The 19752-nt window shown below is 68.8% G+C and carries 13 protein-coding genes and 1 pseudogene; 8 read left to right on the top strand and 6 right to left on the bottom strand.

Features of this window, described 5'->3' with window-relative positions; translation table 11 throughout:
- The first annotated feature begins 46 nt into the window (after positions 1 to 46).
- From J5T34_RS19065 to J5T34_RS19080, 4 genes are all read left to right on the top strand, one after another.
- Positions 47 to 997 carry a damage-inducible protein gene (locus J5T34_RS19065; protein WP_208581837.1) on the top strand — a complete coding sequence of 317 codons (951 nt, stop codon included), beginning with the start codon at positions 47 to 49 and terminating at the stop codon, positions 995 to 997.
- Entirely contained in the window at positions 930 to 2537 is a 1608-nt protein-coding gene (locus tag J5T34_RS19070; protein ID WP_208581839.1) for a Y-family DNA polymerase, read from the top strand. Before J5T34_RS19065 ends, J5T34_RS19070 begins: the two co-directional genes overlap by 68 nt.
- A gap of 197 nt (positions 2538 to 2734) precedes the next feature.
- On the top strand, positions 2735 to 3004 hold the full coding sequence (locus tag J5T34_RS19075) for a type II toxin-antitoxin system Phd/YefM family antitoxin (RefSeq protein WP_208581841.1): 270 nt from the start codon (positions 2735 to 2737) through the stop codon (positions 3002 to 3004).
- Positions 3005 to 3127: 123 nt separating this feature from the next.
- On the top strand, positions 3128 to 6616 hold the full coding sequence (locus J5T34_RS19080) for an error-prone DNA polymerase (RefSeq protein WP_208581843.1): 3489 nt from the start codon (positions 3128 to 3130) through the stop codon (positions 6614 to 6616).
- Between the two features lie 4 nt (positions 6617 to 6620).
- On the opposite strand, the gene J5T34_RS19085 is transcribed toward J5T34_RS19080, so the two are convergent.
- A complete protein-coding gene (locus tag J5T34_RS19085; RefSeq protein ID WP_208581845.1) occupies positions 6621 to 8165 on the bottom strand; it encodes a M81 family metallopeptidase in 1545 nt (514 codons plus the stop codon).
- A 51-nt stretch (positions 8166 to 8216) separates the two neighbouring features.
- Entirely contained in the window at positions 8217 to 9551 is a 1335-nt protein-coding gene (locus tag J5T34_RS19090) for an MFS transporter (protein ID WP_432207685.1), read from the bottom strand.
- 254 nt (positions 9552 to 9805) lie between these two features.
- On the opposite strand from J5T34_RS19090, the gene J5T34_RS19095 reads away from it, so the two are divergent.
- The 4 genes from J5T34_RS19095 to J5T34_RS19110 all read left to right on the top strand — a co-directional run bounded on the left by J5T34_RS19095 (position 9806) and on the right by J5T34_RS19110 (position 14235).
- Positions 9806 to 10822, top strand: coding sequence for a LysR family transcriptional regulator (locus J5T34_RS19095; RefSeq protein ID WP_208581846.1), 1017 nt, complete (start codon positions 9806 to 9808; stop codon positions 10820 to 10822).
- Positions 10823 to 11119: 297 nt separating this feature from the next.
- A complete protein-coding gene (locus tag J5T34_RS19100; protein ID WP_208581848.1) occupies positions 11120 to 12619 on the top strand; it encodes a DHA2 family efflux MFS transporter permease subunit in 1500 nt (499 codons plus the stop codon).
- Positions 12619 to 13281: a TetR/AcrR family transcriptional regulator gene (locus tag J5T34_RS19105; protein ID WP_208581850.1), complete on the top strand. Its 663-nt coding sequence runs from the start codon at positions 12619 to 12621 to the stop codon at positions 13279 to 13281. Before J5T34_RS19100 ends, J5T34_RS19105 begins: the two co-directional genes overlap by 1 nt.
- 174 nt (positions 13282 to 13455) lie before the next feature.
- Complete coding sequence (locus J5T34_RS19110; RefSeq protein WP_208581852.1) at positions 13456 to 14235, top strand: hypothetical protein; 780 nt, start codon at positions 13456 to 13458, stop codon at positions 14233 to 14235.
- A 66-nt stretch (positions 14236 to 14301) separates the two neighbouring features.
- Here J5T34_RS19110 and J5T34_RS19115 read toward each other — a convergent pair whose 3' ends face one another.
- From J5T34_RS19115 to J5T34_RS19130, 4 genes and pseudogenes are all read right to left on the bottom strand, one after another.
- A complete protein-coding gene (locus J5T34_RS19115) occupies positions 14302 to 15336 on the bottom strand; it encodes an aldo/keto reductase (protein ID WP_208581854.1) in 1035 nt (344 codons plus the stop codon).
- A gap of 220 nt (positions 15337 to 15556) precedes the next feature.
- Positions 15557 to 17506 carry a TRAP transporter large permease gene (locus J5T34_RS19120; RefSeq protein ID WP_208581856.1) on the bottom strand — a complete coding sequence of 650 codons (1950 nt, stop codon included), beginning with the start codon at positions 17504 to 17506 and terminating at the stop codon, positions 15557 to 15559.
- 158 nt (positions 17507 to 17664) lie between these two features.
- Positions 17665 to 18258: pseudogene (locus J5T34_RS19125) on the bottom strand (TRAP transporter small permease subunit); the annotation flags it as partial.
- Between the two features lie 16 nt (positions 18259 to 18274).
- Positions 18275 to 19399, bottom strand: a complete 1125-nt coding sequence (locus J5T34_RS19130; RefSeq protein WP_208581858.1) for a TRAP transporter substrate-binding protein — start codon at positions 19397 to 19399, stop codon at positions 18275 to 18277.
- Positions 19400 to 19752: the final 353 nt, after the last annotated feature.

Raw genomic sequence — 19752 nt, forward strand, 5'->3', positions numbered from 1 at the left:
CGCGCATATAGCCCACATAAGCGCACAGAGAGACCTTGAGACCCCAATGATTGCGTCATCGCCTGCCATCACGTCACCGCCTTCCTTCCCGGAACCGCCCCCCGATCGCCAGCGCGCGCTGGCCGAACTGGAGCGGCGCCATCCCGACCTGTGGCGGGCCGGCCAGCTCGGCCGCGCCGCCTCGCTGCCGGTATGGCCGACCGGCTACGACGCGCTGTCGGCACAGCTGCCCGGCGGCGGCTGGCCGGTTGGCGCGGTGACCGAGTTGCTGGTGCCGGACCACGGCGTCGGCGAAGTGCGCCTGTTGCGGCCGGCCCTGCAATCGCTGACCGAAGCCGGGCGCCGGCTGATCTGGATCGGCGCGCCGCATGCCGTCAATGCGCCGGCGCTGGCGGCCTGGGGTTTGCCGGCGCGCCAGGTGTATTGGGTGCGGGCGGGCGAGGGAGTCGCCGGGAGCGCTGCCGAAGGCACCAGAAAGGCGGTTGGCCGTGCCGGTGCCCGGGGCGGCCGCCCCGCCGCCCAGGCCGCGCAACAGGCCGACCTGCTGTGGGCCGCCGAGCAGGTGCTGCGCAGCCAGGCCTTTGGCGGCGTGCTGGTGTGGCTGCCCTCGGCCCGCCCCGAGGCGGTGCGGCGCCTGCAGGTACTGGCCCAGGCCAGCGAGGCGGTGGTCTGGGTCTGCCGTCCCGCCGCGGCCCTGCGCGAATCGTCGCCGGCGGTGCTGCGGCTGCTGCTGTCGCCGCTGCCCGGCAATGCGCTGTCGATCGTCTTTCACAAGCGGCGCGGACCGGTGCGCGATACCCCGCTGATCCTGCCGCTCGGCACGATGCCGGCGGTGCCGGCGGGGCGCTCGGCGGTGTCCGAAACTGCCAACGAAACTGCGCCGGAATCCGTCAACGAAGCCGCCAACGAACCCCTCCACGAGTCTCACCATGCCGTTCTGGATCGCGGTGCATCTGCCGCGCCTGCCGCTGGACGCGCTGCACCCCATCTGGCCTGACAGCGGGCCCGGCAGCGCCGGCAGCCACGCCGGCATGCTCAGCCATGCGGTGCCGACGGTGGTGCTGGAGCAGGAGCGGGTGGTGCTGGCCAACCGGCCGGCGATGGCGCTGGGCGTGTCCGCCGGCATGCGGCGCGGCGGCGTGCAGGCGCTGTCGGCGGAGATCGTGCATCTGGAGCGCGACCCGGCTGCCGAGGCGCAACTGCTGACCGCGGCCGCGCTGGCCCTGCTGCGCTTCACGCCGCAGGTCACGCTGGACGAGGAACTCGGCCCCGCCACCGTGGCGCTCGACGTGACCGCCAGCCTGCGCCTGTTCGGCGGCCATCGCGCGCTGTGCCGCGCGGTGCGCGCCTGCGTGCGCAGCCTCGGCACCTTCGCCCAGATCGGTTGCGGTACCACCGCCCATGGCGCCGCCTGGCTCGCCGCGATGCCGCTGCGGCTGGGACGCCGCGGCCAGGTGCTGCGTCCCGCGCGGCGCGCGGTGCGGGCAGAGCGGATGGCCCGGCTGCTGGACCGGCTGCCGGTCGAGATGCTGGCGAGCCTGGCCGATCCGCGCTGGCTCGACGGCATCGGCTGCCGCACCGTCGGCGAAGTCCGCTGGCTGCCGCGGGCGGGATTGCAGCGCCGGCTCGGCACGGAACTGCTGGCGCGGCTCGATCAGGCCTATGGCGAGACGCCGGCGCGCCTGAGCTGGTTCACGGCGCCGCCGACCTTCGCCGAGCGGATGGAACTGCCGGGGCGGACCGAGTCGGCCGCCGGCGTGCTGGCCGGCGCCCAGCGGCTGCTGCAGGCGGTGGCCGGCTGGCTGACGGCGCATCAGGCCGGCGTCACGCGCTTCGTGCTGCGGCTCGAACACGAGCGCCAGCGGCGCGACGCCGCCATCGCCGCCACGCCAGTGACGGTCAGCCTGGCCCAGCCCAGCCGCGATCCCGTGCATCTGTCCAGGCTGCTGCAGGAAAAGCTCGACCGGCTGCAGTTCGAGGCGCCGGTCGTCGGCCTGATGCTGAAGGTCGACACCGTGGCCGAATGCCTGCCGCAGAGCGACACGCTGTTTCCCGAGCCGGGCGGCGGCCAGGCCGAACTCGGCCGCGTGCTCGATACCCTGGTGGCGCGGCTGGGCCGCGAGAACGTATTGCAGCCGCATCCGCTGGCCGACCATCGGCCCGAATGCGCCAATCGATGGCGGCCGGTCGACGAAGCCGGCACGAGCCGCGTCAACGTTTCGCCGCGGGCTTCGACGGGGGCTTCGATGGCTTCGGCCGATGGGGCTGCCTTGCCCGACCGGCCGCTGTGGCTGCTGGAACCGCCGCTGCGCCTGCCGGTGCGCCGGCATCGCCCCTGCCACGGCAGCCCGCTGACCCTGCTGTCCCGACCCGAACGCATCGAGTCAGGCTGGTGGGACGGCGCCCTCGCCACGCGCGACTACTTCATCGCCGAACGCAGCGACGGCCTGCGCTGCTGGGTCTACCGCGAACGGCCGGGGCGCGAGGGAGAGGAGGAGGGGGAGTACCGGTGGTTTTTGCAGGGGTTGTTTGGATAACGTCACCCGCCGGTTGAACTTTGTTTGACGTGCTCGCATAGTAGCCGCCGTAGCGGCGTGGCGGTTTAAACGACAAACGCTCGGCTCAGAGTCCCCTGCGACAAACTGCGTCGTAATCGTAAGCGTGCTTTGAGTACGTCAGGGCTGGGTACCGGACCTCTTCGATAGCCTCCTTTCGGGAGGCTATTTTTCTAGGGATGAAAATGACCGTAACCCTGAGGGCTTTCGGCGCGAGATACGCAAGGAGCCGTTTCGGCGAGGTTTTGGCTGAAGCGTTGAATCGCCCGGTCGGAATTACGCGGCGTGGCCATCTGACGGCCTATGTGGTATCGAAGGGCGATTTCGAAGCGCTCGTGAACCATATCCACGACCTTGAAGACCAGCTTTGGCTTGCCAAAGCCCAGATCGCCCACCATGACGGATACGCCGAGTGCGAAGAAGTCCGGGTGTTCCTGAATGGCAGGTAGAAACGGGTCACATTGCAATCATCTTGCGTTCCCCGTTCGCGATACTGTATAAACATACAGTATCAAACCAAGGCATTCCCTCGCAGTGCTGTGTCCCAAGCTCCACCCCAGCCCCCGTTCTCCATGTCGTCGCTCCCGCCAGCGCTCGCGTCGCTGCTGCTTGGCAGCCTGCCCGACTACGCGGAGTTGCACTGCATTTCCAACTTCACCTTCCTGACCGGTGCTTCCCATCCCGAGGAACTGATCGAGCGCGCGCTGGCGCTGGGTTATCGCGGGCTGGCCTTGACCGACGAGGCCTCGGTGGCGGGCACGGCGCGGGCGCATCACGCGTTGAAGACCCTGCGCGAGCGGACCCGCGAGGCGGTGGAGCGCAGTGCGGCGCGGCTGGCCAGAATGGCTGCCGGTGCCTCACCCGATGAAGCGGACGACGATGACGAGGACGACGATGACGACAACGAAATGTGGCTCGCGGCGCCATCGTCAGGCCCGGGGGCAGCCGCTGCCGTGGCCGATTCGCCGGCAGGCGGGGCGGTCCAGCCGGAGTTCCTGCGCCGGCATGCGCGCCTGCTGGCCCGGGCCGAGGCGGCCGAAGCCTTCCGGCTGCTGATCGGCAGCCGCATGACGCTGCAGCCGGGCGAGAGCGACCTGGGTCTGCGGCCGAGCGAAGTTCCGTCCGAAGTCCCGTCCGAAGTCCCCTCCGGTATCCGGCTGATCCTGCTGGCGCAGGACCGCGAAGGGTTCGGCAATCTGTGCGAACTGATCACGCTCGGCCGCCGGCGCGCGGACAAGGGCAGCTATCAGCTGTACCAGCACGACATCAGCGATCCCGGTTCGGACGTGGCGCATCTGCGCGGCATGCCGCATTGCCTGGCGCTGCTGCTGCCGGACTATTGCGCCGATCCCGAGACGCTGCGCGCGCAGGCGCAGTGGTGCCGCGCGACCTTCGGCGAGCGCGTGTGGATCGCGCTGGAACTGCTGCAGGAACATGCGGATGCGCTGCATCGCGAGCGCCTCGAGGCGGTGGCCGCGGAAACCGGCGTGCCGCTGGTGGCTGCGGGCGCGGTGCAGATGCATGTGCGCTCGCGCAAGCCGCTGGCCGATGTGCTGACGGCGATCCGGCTGGGGCAGCCGCTGGGCGCCTGCGGCACCGCGCTGGCGCCCAATGCCGAGCGTCATCTGCGCATGCGGCAGCGGTTGTCGCGGCTCTATCCGCGCGAGGCGCTGGCGCAGACGGTGAAGATCGCCCAGGCTTGCGACTTTTCGCTCGATGCGCTGCGCTACGAATATCCCGAGGAACTGGTGCCGCAGGGCTACACGCCGATCTCGTACCTGCGCCAGGAGACCATGGCCGGCGCCGCGCAGCGCTATCCCGAGGGCGTCCCCGCCACGGTGCGGCAGCGGCTCGAGGACGAGTTCGCGCTGATCGAGGAAAAGGGCTACGAGCATTTCTTCCTGACGGTCTACGACATCGTCCGCTTCGCCCGCGGCAAGGGCATCCTGTGCCAGGGCCGCGGCTCGGCCGCCAATTCGGTGGTCTGCTACTGCCTGTACATCACCGAGGTCAGCCCCGAGCAGACCAATCTGCTGTTCGGCCGCTTCATTTCGCGCGAGCGCGACGAGCCGCCCGATATCGACGTCGACTTCGAGCACCAGCGGCGCGAGGAGGTGATCCAGTACATCTACGAGACCTACGGCCGCCATCGCGCGGCGCTGGCCGCGACGCTGATCACCTATCGCGCCCGCAGCGCACTGCGCGACGTGGGCCGCGCGCTCGGCATCGACCCCGGCGTGGTCGAGCAGGTGGTCAAGGGGCAGGCGTGGTGGGAGAGCGGGCACACCTTCGTCGAACGCATTGCGCGCTACGGGCTCGACCCGGATTCGCCGGCGGTGCGCCAGTGGGCCAGCCTGGTGACGCAGCTGCGCGGCTTTCCGCGCCATCTGTCGCAGCATGTCGGCGGTTTCGTGATCGCACGCGACAAGCTGTCGCGGCTGGTGCCGATCGAGAACGCGGCGATGGAGAACCGCAGCGTGATCCAGTGGGACAAGGACGATCTCGAATCGCTGGGCCTGCTGAAGGTCGATGTGCTGGCGCTGGGCATGCTGACCGCGATCCGCCGCGCGCTGGCGATGATTCCGAATCCGAATCCCGCGCATCCGCAGCTGCCTTGCCGCATGGAGGACATTCCGCAGGACGACGAGGACACCTACGAGATGCTGTGCAAGGCCGACACCATCGGCGTGTTCCAGGTCGAGTCGCGCGCGCAGCAGTCGATGCTGCCGCGGCTGCAGCCGCGCAAATATTACGACCTGGTGGTCGAGGTGGCCATCGTGCGGCCGGGGCCGATCCAGGGCGGCATGATCCATCCCTATCTGAAGCGGCGCGAGATGGTCCGCCGCACCGGCAAGCTGCCGACCTATCACAACGAGGTGATCCGCCGCGTGCTGGGGCGCACGCTGGGCGTGCCGATCTTCCAGGAGCAGGTGATGCAGCTGGCCATCGACGCGGCCGGCTTCACGCCGGGCCAGGCCGACCAGTTGCGCCGCTCGATGGCCGCGTGGCGGCGCAAGGGCGATCTGAAGCGCCACCAGGACGCGCTGATCAAGGCGCTGACGCGCAACGGCTATCCGGAGGCGTTCGCGCAGGCGATCTGCAAGCAGATCGAAGGCTTCGGCGAATACGGCTTTCCGGAGAGCCATGCCGCCAGCTTCGCCAAGCTGGTCTATGTCAGTGCCTGGATCAAGCGCCATCATCCCGCGGCCTTCCTCTGCGCCTTGCTGAACAGCCAGCCGATGGGCTTCTATTCGCCGTCGCAGCTGGTGCAGGACGCGCGCCGTCATCGCGTCAGGTCGTTGCCGCCCGACGTGACGATCAGCGGCTGGGAAAGCGTGTTGGAGAACGACGCGGTGCGGCTCGGCCTGAACCGCGTCAAGGGCATGCGCGAGGCCGCCGCGCTGCGGATCGAACGGGCACGCCTGGAGCGGCCCTTCGCCAGCGTCGAGGACCTCGTGCTGCGCGCCGGACTCGATCGGCATGATATCGACGTGCTGGCCGCCGCCGATGCGCTGCGCTCGCTGGCCGGCCATCGCCGCCAGGCCCGCTGGCAGGCCCGCGCCGCGGCGGTGCAGGCCGCGCATCGCGATCTGCTGCACAGCGCGCCGCCGGCCGAGGGCACGCTCGCGCTGCCGGCGCCGAAGCTGGGGCAGGAACTGGTGGACGATTACGCCAGCCTGGGGCTGTCGCTGAAGGCCCATCCGCTGACGCTGCTGCGCCGGCGGCTGGCGGCGATGGGCTATGCCACCGCGCGCGATCTGGCCCGGCTACCCAATGGGCGGCGGGTGCAGGCTTGCGGCATCGTTACCGTGCGCCAGCGGCCCGGCACCGCCAGCGGCACGATCTTCTCGTCGATCGAGGACGAGACCGGTTCGATCAACGTGATCCTGTGGCCGGACCTGGTCGACCGGCAGCGCAAGGAAGTGCTGGGCGCGGCCTTGCTCGGCGTGGTCGGCACCTGGCAGCGGCAGGGCGAGGTCCGGCATCTGATCGCGCAGGAACTGGTCGATCTGAGTCCGCTGCTGGGACGGCTGGTGGCGGGCAGCCGGGATTTTCACTGACGCTTCACCGATTTCCCTGCGCGGGCTCAAACGCCGGCCCCAGCGGCCGCAGCCGCAATCCCGCCGGCAACTTCTTCCACGGCAGATCGGCCGGGTCCGCCAGCAGCGGACCGGGCGCCTTGGCCACCAGCACGGCCTCGGCGATCGGCTGGAAGTCGGCGCGGAAATGCACCGAGCTCTTGTTGACCAGGATCTTCATGCGCTCCGGCTCGACCCCGGCCATCCGGTACAGATTGCGGTCCAGCATCTGGGCCTTGCCCGCGCTGACCACCACCTGCACGCCGCCGATCGTCAGCCGCGCTGCCGGACCGACGTCGACGTCCATGCCGTTCATCATCGGACCGTCGAAGCGGCAGCGGCCATCGGACAGCTGCGCGACGCGGAACGTCGCCTCGAAGGGCGCGTCGCCCGGCACGCCCGACTGGCCGCCGAGCGCGATCGTGATGTCGCTGCCGACGCCGGCGGCATGCGCGGCGCGCACCGCGTCGGGATCGACGATCAGCCCGATCGCGGCATCGCTCGCCCCGGCGCGCACCAGCGCGCGCAGCATGCCGGTCGTGTTCGAGTCGCCGCCGGCGCCGGGGTTGTCCTGCGTGTCCGCGATCACCACCGGACGGCTCGCCTGTTGCGACAGTCGCATCGCTTCCTGCACGGCCTCGTCGGGCGTCAGGAAGGGCACCGCCCAGTCCGCCTCGCGCGCGACGACGGCGTCGGTCAATGCGGCCACCGCCTGATCGATACGCGCCGCGTCGTCGCCATAGCCCCACACCACGCCGCCGCATTCGTCGAAGTCCGCCGCCGGAAAGCCGGGCGCGAACGACAGCGACGCCACGCCGTCGAGTTCGCGTTCGAGCTCGCCCAGCAGCGCATAGATGCCGCTGGCCGGCTCGAGGAAGGTGCACTGGCCGTTGATCGGGATCAGGAAGGGCAGGCGCCGCGCCGCACGATGCAGCGGCCGGCCGGTGCCGACCTTGGTGCCGTTGCCGGTGGCGAGCAAACGCTGCAGCAATTGCGCCGCGCGCGCGCCGGTGTCCGCCATGTCGACGTGCGGATAGGTGCGGAAGGCGACCAGCGCATCGGCGCCGTCCAGCATGCGCTGCGTCACGTTGGCATGCAGGTCGAGGCTGGCGACGATCGGCACGCCGGCGCCCACCACGGCCCGCAAGCGCGCCAGCAATTCGCCTTCGCCGTCGTCGTGCTCGTCGGTCACCATCGCGCCGTGCAGGTCCAGATAGATCGCATCGGGCCGCTGCGCGCGCGCCGCGTCGACGATCTCGCCGGCGATGCGCTCGAACGCGTCGGTGGCGACATGCGCCGAGGGGCTGGCGCCGGCCCAGATCACGGGCAGCAATTCCGCCTCATCGCGCATCCGCTCGCCGATCGCCCGGATGAAACCGCCCGCCGGGATATTGACGTCGCGCAGCGCGAGCACGTCGGCGCCGCGCACCATCGCGGGAAAGCCTTCGCCGCGGACGAAGTTGTCGTAGTGGGCCTTCGACGGCGCGAAGGTATTGGTTTCGTGCTGGAAACCGGCGAGCAGGATGCGCATGGGTCGGTAGTCGGTCAAATCAAAAACGTGTGAATACGTGGAAACGGAGCGTCAGCGCACCGCAACCGGTGCGCGGTCCTTCGGCAGCCGGTTCAGCAGAATCGCCAGACCGCCCGCGGCCAGCAGCGCCACCATCGCCAGCAGCCCGCCTTCGAGCGAACCGGTCAGGTCCTTGACCGCGCCGATCAGCGTCGGGCTGACAAAGCCGCCCAGCAGGCCCAGGCTGTTGATCAGCGCGATGCCGCCTGCCGCCGCCGTGCCCTGCAGGTATTCGGAAGGGATCGCCCAGAACACCGTGTAGGCGGCCCACATCGCGGCCGTGGCGACGGTGATGCTGATCAGCGACAGCGTCAGGTTGTCCGCGGTGAAGGCCGCGACCGCCAGCGTGGCGGCGCCGACGAAGGCCAGCGTCGCGCTGTGCCAGCGCCGTTCCTGACGGCGGTCGGAACTGCGCGCCGCCAGGAACATCAGGATCGCCGCAGCCACGTAGGGCAGCGCCGAATACATGCCGATCGCCATCGTGCTGGTCACGCCGGCACCCTTCAGGATCGTCGGCAGCCAGAAGCTGACCGCATAGATGCCGCTGATCAGGCAGAAGTAGCCGAACGCCAGCGCATAGATGCGCGGATCGCGCAGCACCGTGGCAAAGCTGTGATGGCCGCCGCCGGCACGCGCGGCGCCGATGTCATGCGCCAGCAGCCGGCGCTCGTGGTCGCTGAGCCAGCGCGCCTGCGCCGGCGTGTCGTCGAGGAAGAAGTAGGCCACCACGCCGAGCAGCACGCATGGCAGGCCCTCGATCAGGAACATCCATTGCCAGCCGGCCAGGCCGTGCGCGCCGGCCAGCGCGGTCATGATCCAGGTCGACACCGGACCGCCCGCCATGCCGCCGATCGGGCCGGCCAGCATCACGATCGCCATCACGCGCGCCATGCGGGCGCCGCCGTACCAGTAGGTCAGATAGAAGATCATGCCGGGCGCGAAGCCCGCCTCGAACACGCCCAGCAGAAAGCGCAGCGCATAGAAGCTGTGCGCGTCGCGCACGAACAGCATGCACGCCGAGGTGGCGCCCCACAGCACCATGATCCGGCTGATGGTCTTGCGCGCGCCGATGCGCGCCAGCAGCAGATTGCTCGGCACCTCGAACATCACGTAGCCGAGGAAGAAGATGCCGGCGCCCAGGCCGTAGACCGCGTCGCTGATGCCGACGTCCTGCTGCATCTGCAGCTTGGCAAAGCCGATGTTGACGCGGTCCAGATAGGCGAACACATAGCAGAGCAGCAGGAAGGGCAGCACGCGCAGGCTGATCTTGCGATAGATCGGCGCGAGCGCGTCGGGCGTTGCGGCCATCGTGTCCGATGGATTCCACGAGGTGGTGGTCTGTTGCATCGATGTCTCCGGGTGCCACAGGCACGGTGCGGGGTTGGCAGGACGGGCGCTTGTTCTGATCGGGCTGCTGTCGTTGTGCTGTCGTTGTCCCGTTGCGGCCGGCGCCGTGGGTATGGGAAGCGCCGGCCTTCGCGCATTGTTGCCAACGCGGCCGTTGAGGAACAATAGCCATCGCTGTACGATTCCGTTGCTTTCTGGTCAACGCTGGGGCGCGCCACGGCGGCCCGGCAGCCAGCCCCCTGCGAGGAAACGCCGTGCCCCTGTCCCCCGATCCGAACCGCGACGGCGTCCTGCCGGCCGGACTCAGCGAACGCCGGCTGCGCTATTTCTATGCCGCCGTTGCCGCCGGCTCGATCCGCGCCGCCGCCGACAAGCTCGACGTCGAACCGTCGGTGATCAGCCGGCAGATCCAGCAGCTCGAGGGCGAACTCGGCGCGACGCTGCTCGAGCGCCGCGGCCGCGGCGTGATGCCGACCGAGGCGGCCCAGCTGGTGCTCGACCACTACCGCGAACGGCTCGCCGGCGAGGAAACCTTGCTCGCGCGGCTGCAGGAGTTGAACGGACTGCAGCGCGGGCAGATCCAGATCGTCGCCGGCGAGGGCTTCATCGACGAGCTGATCCACGCGGTGCTCAACGAGTTCTGCCAGCGCTATCCGAAGATCAACGTCACGCTCGAGCTGATGAACGTCAACGAGGTGGTGCGGGCCGTGGCGGAAGATCGCGCCCACGTGGGCCTGGCCTATGCGCCGCCGCCGGAGCCGACGCTGCGCGTGCTGACCGCGCGGCGCCAGCCGGTCTGCGTGATCGCGCGCCCGGACCATCCGCTCGCGCGGCGCGGCAAGGCGCTGACCGTCGCCGACATCCTGCCGTATCCGGTCGGCCTGATGACGCCGGGCTTCGGCCTGCGCCAGCTGATCCAGCTGGTCGAGCTGACCGAGAAGGTCCGCTTCACGGCGGCGCTGACCACCAACTCGATCGCGGCGCTGAAGCACTACGCGAGCACGGGCCTGGGCGTGACCTTCCTGCCGGCACTGGCGGTGGCGCGCGAGCTGGGCGACCAGCTGGTCGCGCTGCCGGTGCGCAACGCGGTGCTGGAAGCCGCCGACGCCCAACTGATCGTGCGCGACAAGCGGCCGCGTTCGGCGGCGGTCAAGCGGCTGCTCGACTATCTGGCCGAGATGACGGTGCTGCGCGCGGAGGGACGGGACAGTGGCCGGGCGCGCAGGGCGAGCGGGGCAGGCGGGGCAGGCAGGAGTGCCGAAATCGCTTGAGATCGGCCCCCTCTCCCACTTGTGGGAGAGGGTTGGGGAGAGGGAACGGGCGGCGCGCTGGCGATAAGGCCTGCGCTGGCTGCCCTCTCCCCCGGCCCCTCTCCCGCAAGCGGGAGAGGGGAGCAACAACTGCTACCGGGATGCGCATAAAAGCCAACATGACGAGACAGAAGTGGACATTGTCCATTTGTGTGCTATGGTTGTGAACGCTGTACACAACTGCGCAAAACGCCAGCGCGTCAACGCTCCCCAAGCAGAAAACACAAACAAAAACCAAGAACCGCAAAAGGACACGCCATGCAGCACACCCTCGATGACCGCAAGCGCTGGCTGGCGCTGATGGTCCTATGCCTCGGCGAGCTGATGATCGTGCTCGACACGACCATCGTGAACGTCGCCCTGCCGTCGATCCGCAACGAGCTGGGTTTCACCGAGACCGCGCTGGTCTGGGTCGTCAACGCCTATATGCTGACCTTCGGCGGCTTCCTGTTGCTCGGCGGGCGGCTCGGCGATCTGTTCGGCCACCGCCGGCTGTTCCTGCTCGGCATCACGCTATTTACGCTCGCTTCGCTGGCCTGCGGCGTCGCGCAATCGCAGGGCCTGCTGGTCGCCGCGCGCGCGGTGCAAGGCATCGGCGGGGCGGTGGTGTCCGCGGTCGCGCTGTCGCTGATCATGGATCTGTTCTCGACGCCGTCCGACCGGGCGAAGGCCATGGGCGTCTATGGCTTCGTCTGCGCCGGCGGCGGCAGCATCGGCGTGCTGCTCGGCGGCCTGCTGACGAGCGCCTTGAGCTGGCACTGGATCTTCCTGGTCAATCTGCCGATCGGCGTCGCGGTCTACGCGCTGTGCCTGGCGCTGATTCCGAACCTGCCGGGTTCGGCCAATGGACAGCGGCTCGATGTCGGCGGCGCGGTGACGATCACGGTCTCGCTGATGCTGGCGGTCTACGCCGTGGTCAATGGCAACGAGGTCGGCTGGCTGGCCACGCAGACCGTGTCGATGCTCGGCATCGCGGTGGCGCTGCTGCTGGTGTTCCTGCTGATCGAGTCGCGCGTCGCGCATCCGCTGATGCCGCTCGGCCTGTTCCGGCTGCGCAATGTCGCGGTCTCCAATGTGGTCGGCGTGCTGTGGGCCGCGGCGATGTTCGCCTGGTTCTTCATCTCGGCGCTGTACCTGCAGCTGGTGCTGGGCTACAGCCCGATGCAGGTCGGCCTGGCGTTCCTGCCGGCCAATCTGATCATGGCCGCGTTCTCGCTCGGCCTGTCGGCCCGGCTGGTGATGCGTTACGGCGTGCGCGCGCCGCTGGCCGTCGGGCTGCTGCTGGCGGCGCTGGGCCTGCTGCTGTTCGCGCGCGCGCCGGTCGGCGGCAGCTTCGCCGTCGACGTGCTGCCCGGCATGCTGCTGCTCGGGCTGGGCGCGGGCATCGCGTTCAATCCGGTGCTGCTGGCCGCGATGAGCGACGTCAAGCCGAGCGATTCCGGCCTGGCGTCGGGCGTCGTCAATACCTCGTTCATGATGGGCGGCGCGCTCGGGCTGGCGGTGCTCGCCAGTCTGGCGGCGGGCCGGACCGCGGGCGTGGCCGCAGCCGGCGGCGCACCCGCCGAAGCACTGAATGCCGGGTATCACATCGCGTTCCTGGTCGGCGCGGTGTTCGCGCTCATCGCTGCCGTGCTGGGCGGCATGCTGCTGCGCACGCGCACCGCGCCGGTGTCGGTGACACCGGAGGGCGCAGAGGCCGCGGCCGACGTGGCATCCAGCACGGGCATGGCCGCGCCCCATGGCGGCCATGCAGCCTGATGGTTACCGCGCTGAAATTCGCCGAGCCGCCGCCGCCGCGCACGACCTATCGCCACGGCGATCTGCGTCGCGCGCTGATCGACGCCGGCATCGCGCTGGCAAGCGACGGCGGCCCGGACGCGGTGGTGCTGCGCGAAGCCACGCGCCGCGCCGGGGTGGTTCCCAATGCCGCCTACCGGCATTTCGCCAACCGCCAGGCGTTGTTCGAAGCGGTACGCGCGGCGGCGCTGGCCGCGCTGGCGGTCGCGATGGAGACCGAGCTGGCCGCCGCGGCCGCGCAGGTCGACGACCACGATCCGGTCGCGAAGGCCCGCGCCAACCTGCGCGCGATCGGCGCCGGCTATCTGAAGTTCGCGCAGACACAGACGGGTTTGTTCCGCACCGCCTTCGCCACGCCGACCGCGGTGGAAGACGACGGTGATCCCGCCAAGGCCGGCCCCAGTGGCCTGAATCCCTTCCAGCTGCTCGGCGCCGCGCTCGATGGCCTGGTCGCGGCCGGCGTGCTGCCCGCCGAGCGACGCCCCGGGACCGAGTATCTGGCCTGGTCGGCGGTGCATGGGCTGGCCCTGCTGATCATCGACGGCCCGCTGCGTCATGCCGACGAAGCGCAGCGGATCGCGCTGGGCCAGCGCGTGCTGGCGATGGTGGAGAAGGGGCTGTAGGGCTTTGTCGGGGCGGCAGGGCTGGTTGGGGCGACACCGCCCACGCCTCGTTTCACACTTGCATGCCGATGCGGCAACACATCGCTGCACGTACATTCCCCGCACGTTTTCAGTAGTCCGCGTCCGAGATGCCGGCAAAGATGGCGCCTGCCTTTCACTCGACAAGGACCCAGCATGTTGACCGCAATGAAATCGTGGCTTATCGGCACGCCGCAGCCGCTGTACCTGTCCGCCACACCGCCTGCCGGGCGCCTGCCGCTTGCCGATCAGCAGAACGACGAGGTATCGATCGCGTTCGTCCACGCCGATATCAACGCGCCGTCCACGGCCGAGCGTGGGCAGGGGCGGGCCGTTGTCGAGATCTACCGAGCCTGGCAGAGCCCCGCGGAATACCTGGGAGATTGGCTGGCAGCCCAGGCGGATGTTGTCCGGCAGGTCAGGCAGACCACCGCGGATAACGGCCGCCTCAGTGCAAGCGTGTGTGCGACCCCTCGCCATGGCCTGCGGCCCGTACCGACCGGATCGCACGATGACGGCGAAGCGCTGCGGCCGCGCCATCGACGGAATCCCCCGAACCGACAGGCCAACCCCGCCCGGCCTCGCGGTCCGGAAGTGTCCCGAGTCCCAAACACCGAGCGGCTCGACCGATACGTCGCCACGCCCGTGCGCGTTGACGGCCCATCGCGCTGCCCCGCTGCCCCTCCGGCCGTGGAAGTGAACGCCTGCAAGCCTGCGAGCCGGACTGAACGGGCCGCTCGTTTTGTCGCTCAGGTCCGTGCACTGGGAGTGGAACCCCGCGTGCAGAACGACGTCGTGCATATATCCCGTTGTCTGACCGAGTTTGGCTACGAAGAGCCGACCGGCGCCCGCGAAGACGTCGGCATAGCGGCGTTGGCGGGCGTCGAGTCCCTGGGGCTGTCGCGCTCGATTCAGGACATGGGGCGAGGGTGGTGACGCGTGACGAACGTCAGCCTGGCCTGAAGAAAAAAGGGACGCGGCCAGTCCGCGTCCCGGCACCCATCAGCCTGCCGCGGCGACCTTCACCGGCCGGCCCGTGAACGGATAGCTCGGATCGGTGTAGCCCGGCGTGGACGGGTGTCCCGGTGCCACCAGCGCATCGACCATCGCTTCTTCCTGGGGCGACAGCGTCGCACCGATCGCGCCGAAATAATCCTCGAACTGCGCCAGCGTGCGCGGGCCGGCGATCACCGAGCCGATCAGCGGATTGGCCAGTACCCACGCGGTGGCGAACTGGCCGGCGGTCAGGCCGCGGCCTTCGGCGTGAGCCTTCAACTGCTGGGCGATGACGAGCGACTCCTCGCGGAACTCGGTCTGCATCATGCGGCGGTCGGCGCGTCCCGCGCGGGTGCCGGCCTCGGGCGGCTGGCCCGGCAGGTACTTGCCGGTCAGCACGCCGCGCGCGACCGGGCTGTAGGGCACCACGCCCAGTCCGTAGTATTCGCAGGCCGGCAGGATCTCGACCTCGGGCATCCGGTTCAGCAGGTTGTAGTAGGGCTGGCAGGCGACCGGCCGCGGCACGCCCAGCTGGTCGCACAGCCGCGCAATCTCGGCAATGCGCCAGCCACGGAAGTTCGATACCGCCCAGTAGCGGATCTTGCCGTCGCGCACCAGATCGCCCATCGCGCGCACCGCCTCCTCGAGGTTTTCGTCGGCGTAGTCGCGGTGCAGGTAGAGGATGTCGATATAGTCGGTCGCCAGCCGGCGCAGGCTGTCCTCGACCTCGCGCAGCACCCAGACTCGCGAATAGTGGCCGCGGTTCGGCGTCGATGCCATCGCATTGCCCAGCTTGGTGGCGAGGATCCATTCCTGCCGATCGGCTTCGATCAGCCGGCCCACCATCCGCTCCGAGCCCCCCTTGCTGTAGACGTCCGCGGTGTCGATGAAATTGACGCCATGGTCGCGCGCGCTGGCGACGATGCGGCCGGCCTCGGCCTCGTCGGTCTGATCGGCGAACATCATGGTGCCCAGGCACAGCGCGGACACCTGCAGATTGCTGCGGCCCAGGCGGCGGTATTCCATCTTGAATTCGGACATGGCGATTCCTTGGAGATCGGGTCGAACGTAAACGGGGGAAGGGAACACGGAACGGCGACGAACCGGCGACGAACCGGCGACGGATCAGGGAACCATCGCCGGAAAGCCGCAGGGGCACCGGAGTGCCCCTGCAGACGGCGGATCGGACGACCCGGCCATGATACCCCTGTCGTGACTTGCTGGTGGCTTGCCGGTGTCTTGCTGGTGCCTTGTGGGGGACCTACTGATACAACACCCTCGGCAGCCACAGCCCGATGTCCGGGAACATATACAGCAGCACCAGCGCCACCACCTGGATCGCCATGAACGGCAGCATGCCGCCGAAGATCTGGTTCAGCGTGACATGCGGCGGCGCCACGCCCTTCAGATAGAAGGCGGCCATCGCCACGGGCGGCGACAGGAAGGCGGTCTGCAGGTTCAGCGCCACCAGCAGGCCGAAGAACAGCGGATCGATGCCGAAGTTGTCCAGCAGCGGCACGAAGATCGGCATGAAGATGATGATGATCTCGGTCCATTCGAGCGGCCAGCCCAGCAGGAAGATGATCACCTGGGCCAGGATCATGAACTGCAGCGGCGTCAGGTCCAGCGACATCACCCATTGCTCGACCAGCGCCTGGCCGCCCAGCAGCGCGAACGCGGCCGAGAAGATCGACGAGCCGACGAACAGCCAGCAGACCATCGCGCTGGTCTTGGCCGTCAGGAACACCGACTCCTTGACCACGCCGTAGTTGAGTTGCCCGTAGGCCGCCGCCAGCAGCGTGCCGCCGAGCGCGCCGACGGCCGCCGCCTCGGTCGGCGTGGCGAGGCCAAACACGATCGAGCCCAGCACCGCCAGGATCAGCACGGCGAGCGGGAAGAACGAGGACAGCAGCTGCTTGAAAATCTCCATCCGCGCGAAGTCGAAGCGCCAGTAAAAGTAGGCCGTCGCCACGCAGACCAAGGCCAGCGAAATCCAGAACCAGTTTGGCGCCTGTGGCGCGGTCGCCGGGGGATTGGTCGTGTCGGCGCCGGGCGGGCTCGGCGCCGCCGCGCCGGGTGTCGGGGCGGCACCGGGGGCTGTGTCCGACCGCGGCGGTTCGGCGGCCGGCGGTGCCGGTGTCGCGGCCGCCGCCGGCGCGCTCTCCTCGCTCGGCGGCGGCGCCAGCGTATCGAGACTCGCCGCATCGTCGCTGCTCTGCGCGCCCAGTTCCATCAGTGTCGAATCGACCGCCGCCGGCGGCGCCGCGGTGACGCCGGCATAGATCGATCCCATCAGCAGCGCCACCACCAGCGCCGGCAGGACCGCAATGCCGAACTGGCGCATCAGCTGGCCGGTAGGGATGGCGGCGTTGCGCTTGCCCTTGAGCGCGGTCAGCAGCGCCGGCAGGGCCCGCGTGCCGATGGTGTCGCGCAGCCGCTGCTGCAGCGGCGGCAGCGGGACCTCGCGCTCGGCCAGCGGCAACGGCGGTGCCATCCGCGGCCGCAGCTTGGCCAGGATGATCACGTAGAGCAGGTAGAGGCCGGTCAGCATCAGGCCGGGAAAGAAGGCGCCCGCATACAGCTGCACCACCGACACGCCGGCGGTCGCGCCATAGACGATCAGCAGCACCGACGGCGGAATCAGGATACCAAGGCAGCCGCCCGCGGTGACCGCGCCCGCGGACAGCGACGCGCTATAACCGGCGCGCAGCATCGCCGGCAGCGCCAGCAGCCCCATCAGCGTGACCACCGCGCCGACGATGCCGGTCGCCGTCGCGAACACCGCGCAGGTGATCACCGTGGCGACGGCCAGCGAGCCCGGCAGCCACGCCAGCGCCAGATGCAGGCTGCGGAACAGCCGCTCGATCAGATTGGCGCGCTCGACCAGGTAGCCCATGAAGACGAACAGCGGCACCGAGATCAGCACGTCGTTGGTCATCACCGCGTAGGTCCGCTGCACCATCAGGTCCAGCGTCTGCTGCACGGCGATGTTCGGATCGGCATGGCGATAGGCGAGCCAGGCGAACAGCACGCCCATGCCCATCAGCGTGAAGGCGGTGGGAAAGCCGAGCATGATCGCGGCGACGATCAGCGCCAGCATCAGCAGGCCGAGATGGCCGTTGGTCCATTGCGAAGGCGACGGCATCAGGATGAAGACCGCCGCGACGATCAGCACCATCAGCGTGGCGCCGAACCACAGTTCCTTTCTCATCGCGGCGCTCCGTCGGTTTCGCGCGCTGGCTTGTCTTCGCGAGGGGCGCGTTCGTTGCGCTCGCCGGGTGCATCGAGGCGATCGTGCGGATCGCGGACGCCCAGTTCGGCGTCACGCTCATCGCGTGTTTCGCGCGCTGCGCCACCCTCGGCCACCGCCGGCGTCGCCACCGTACCGGCCGCGGCGTCGGCGCTGACCATCTGCTTGAGCTTGTCCACGTCGACTTCCTCGACATCGCCCTCGCGCATCGGCCAATGGCCGCGCTTCAGGCAGATCACGCAGCGGACCGTCTCGGCCACGCCCTGCAGCAGCAGCAGGGCGCCGGCGACCGGAATCACCGCCTTGAACGGATAGATCGGCGGACCGTCGGCGGCGATCGACGAATGCTCGTTCTGCGCCAGCGACACCTCGAAGAAGTCGATGCCGGCCCAGGCCAGTGCGATCACGCCGGGAAAGAAGAAGGCCAGATACAACACCAGGTCGATGCTGGCCTGGGCGCGCGGCGGCAGGAAGCCGTAGAGGATGTCGCCGCGCACGTGCCCGCGCTTGGCCAGCGTATAGGCGCCGGCCAGCATGAACAGCGCGCCGTACAGCATGTTGCTGGCGTCGAACACCCACGCATGCGGTGTCGACAGGACATAGCGCGAGAACACCTCGTAGCTGATCATCAACGTCAACGCGACGATCAGCCACGAGGCGGCCTGACCGATCAGGGTGCTGATCCTGTCGATCGCAAGCAGCAGGGTTTGCACGATCGTGCCCCGCCGGTCAGCTGCGCTTGCTGAAGTAGTGCGTGGCGGCCATCCGGTAATCGACATTGGTGTCGTTCTGCCAGCGGGTGCTGCGCATCGCGAACGCCTTCATCGAGTCGTTGACCTTCTTGAACATCGGGTTTTCCTTTTCCTTGCGCGCGACCACCTCGTCCCAGATCTTCAGCTGCGCCTGCAGCACCGAATTGGGCGTCGCGTAGAACTTCACGCCCTGCTGCTGCAGCGCCTGATAGTCCTTCGAGTAGCGGTCGATCGCCTTCATCGACATGTCGGCCGAGGCCGCGTCCACGGCGTTGGCGATCAGCGCGCGCAGCTTGGGCGGCAGCGCGTCGTAGCGCTTCTTGTTGAACAGGATCTCGAACTGCTCGGAGCACTGGTGGAAGCTGCGCAGCATGCAGACCTTGGACACGTCCTGAAAGCCCAGCGCCCGGTCCGAACTGGCGTTGTTGAACTCGGCAGCATCGAGCAGGCCGCGGTCCAGCGCCGGCACGATCTCGGCCCCGGGCAGCGCGTTGACCGCCGCACCGAGCCCCGTGAAGATGTCGATCGACAGGCCGACCGTGCGGAACTTCAGGCCCTTGAAGTCCTCCGGCTTGGTGATCGGCTTCTTGAACCAGCCCAGCGGCTGCGTCGGCATCGGTCCGTACAGGAAGGACACCACGTCCAGGTTCAGGCTGCGATAGATCTCCTGCTGCAGCTCCTTGCCGCCGCCGTACTTGTGCCAGGCCAGCAGCATGTTCGGATCCATCCCCCAGGCCGGGCCCGATCCCCACAACGCCAGCGCCGAGTTCTTGCCATACCAGTAGGCGATCACGCCATGGCCGCCGTCGAGCGTGCCCTTGCTGACCGCGTCGATCAGATCGAAGGCCTTGACCACCGCGCCGGCCGGCAGCAGTTCGATCTTCAGCTCGCCGCCCGACATGTCGTTGACCTTGGCGACGAAATCGCCGGCGAACTCGTGAAAGATGTCCTTGCTGGGCCAGGTGCTTTGCCAGCGCATCGTGATCGGACCCTGGGCCTTGACGATCGCCGGAAATCCCAGCGCCGTTGCACCGACCGCAGCCCCCGCCCCGCCCAGAAATCCCCGTCGCGATACCGCACCGCGCTTGTTTTTCGCTGCCATGCTGTCTTCCCCCTTGCTGCTGTTGACGACACCGGAGGCAGCGCCGCGAGTGCGCCAGCCTCGAACCGTTGATGCGACGTCTGGAATTGCGATGCGGTGGCCGGCCCGCGGCGGCTGCCGATTCAGGGGGCGGCGTGCAAGTGGTTTGTAATTGACTTCATGTTAGGAATTGCAACCAAGCGCAACAATGTAGGGATTACCCGTGACGCATCGGCCTTGTCATCCGGCGTCTTTCGTAGGGCTTTCGCATGGGTTTTCCATGTCTACCGCTTGTCTACACCATGTCTGCTGCATGTGTGCTGCATGTCCGAGGTCGCGCCCTCGATCGCCGTTTTTCCGCGTCGCCAGCGGGC

Source organism: Cupriavidus gilardii (assembly GCF_017598945.1).
Lineage (GTDB): Bacteria > Pseudomonadota > Gammaproteobacteria > Burkholderiales > Burkholderiaceae > Cupriavidus > Cupriavidus gilardii_E.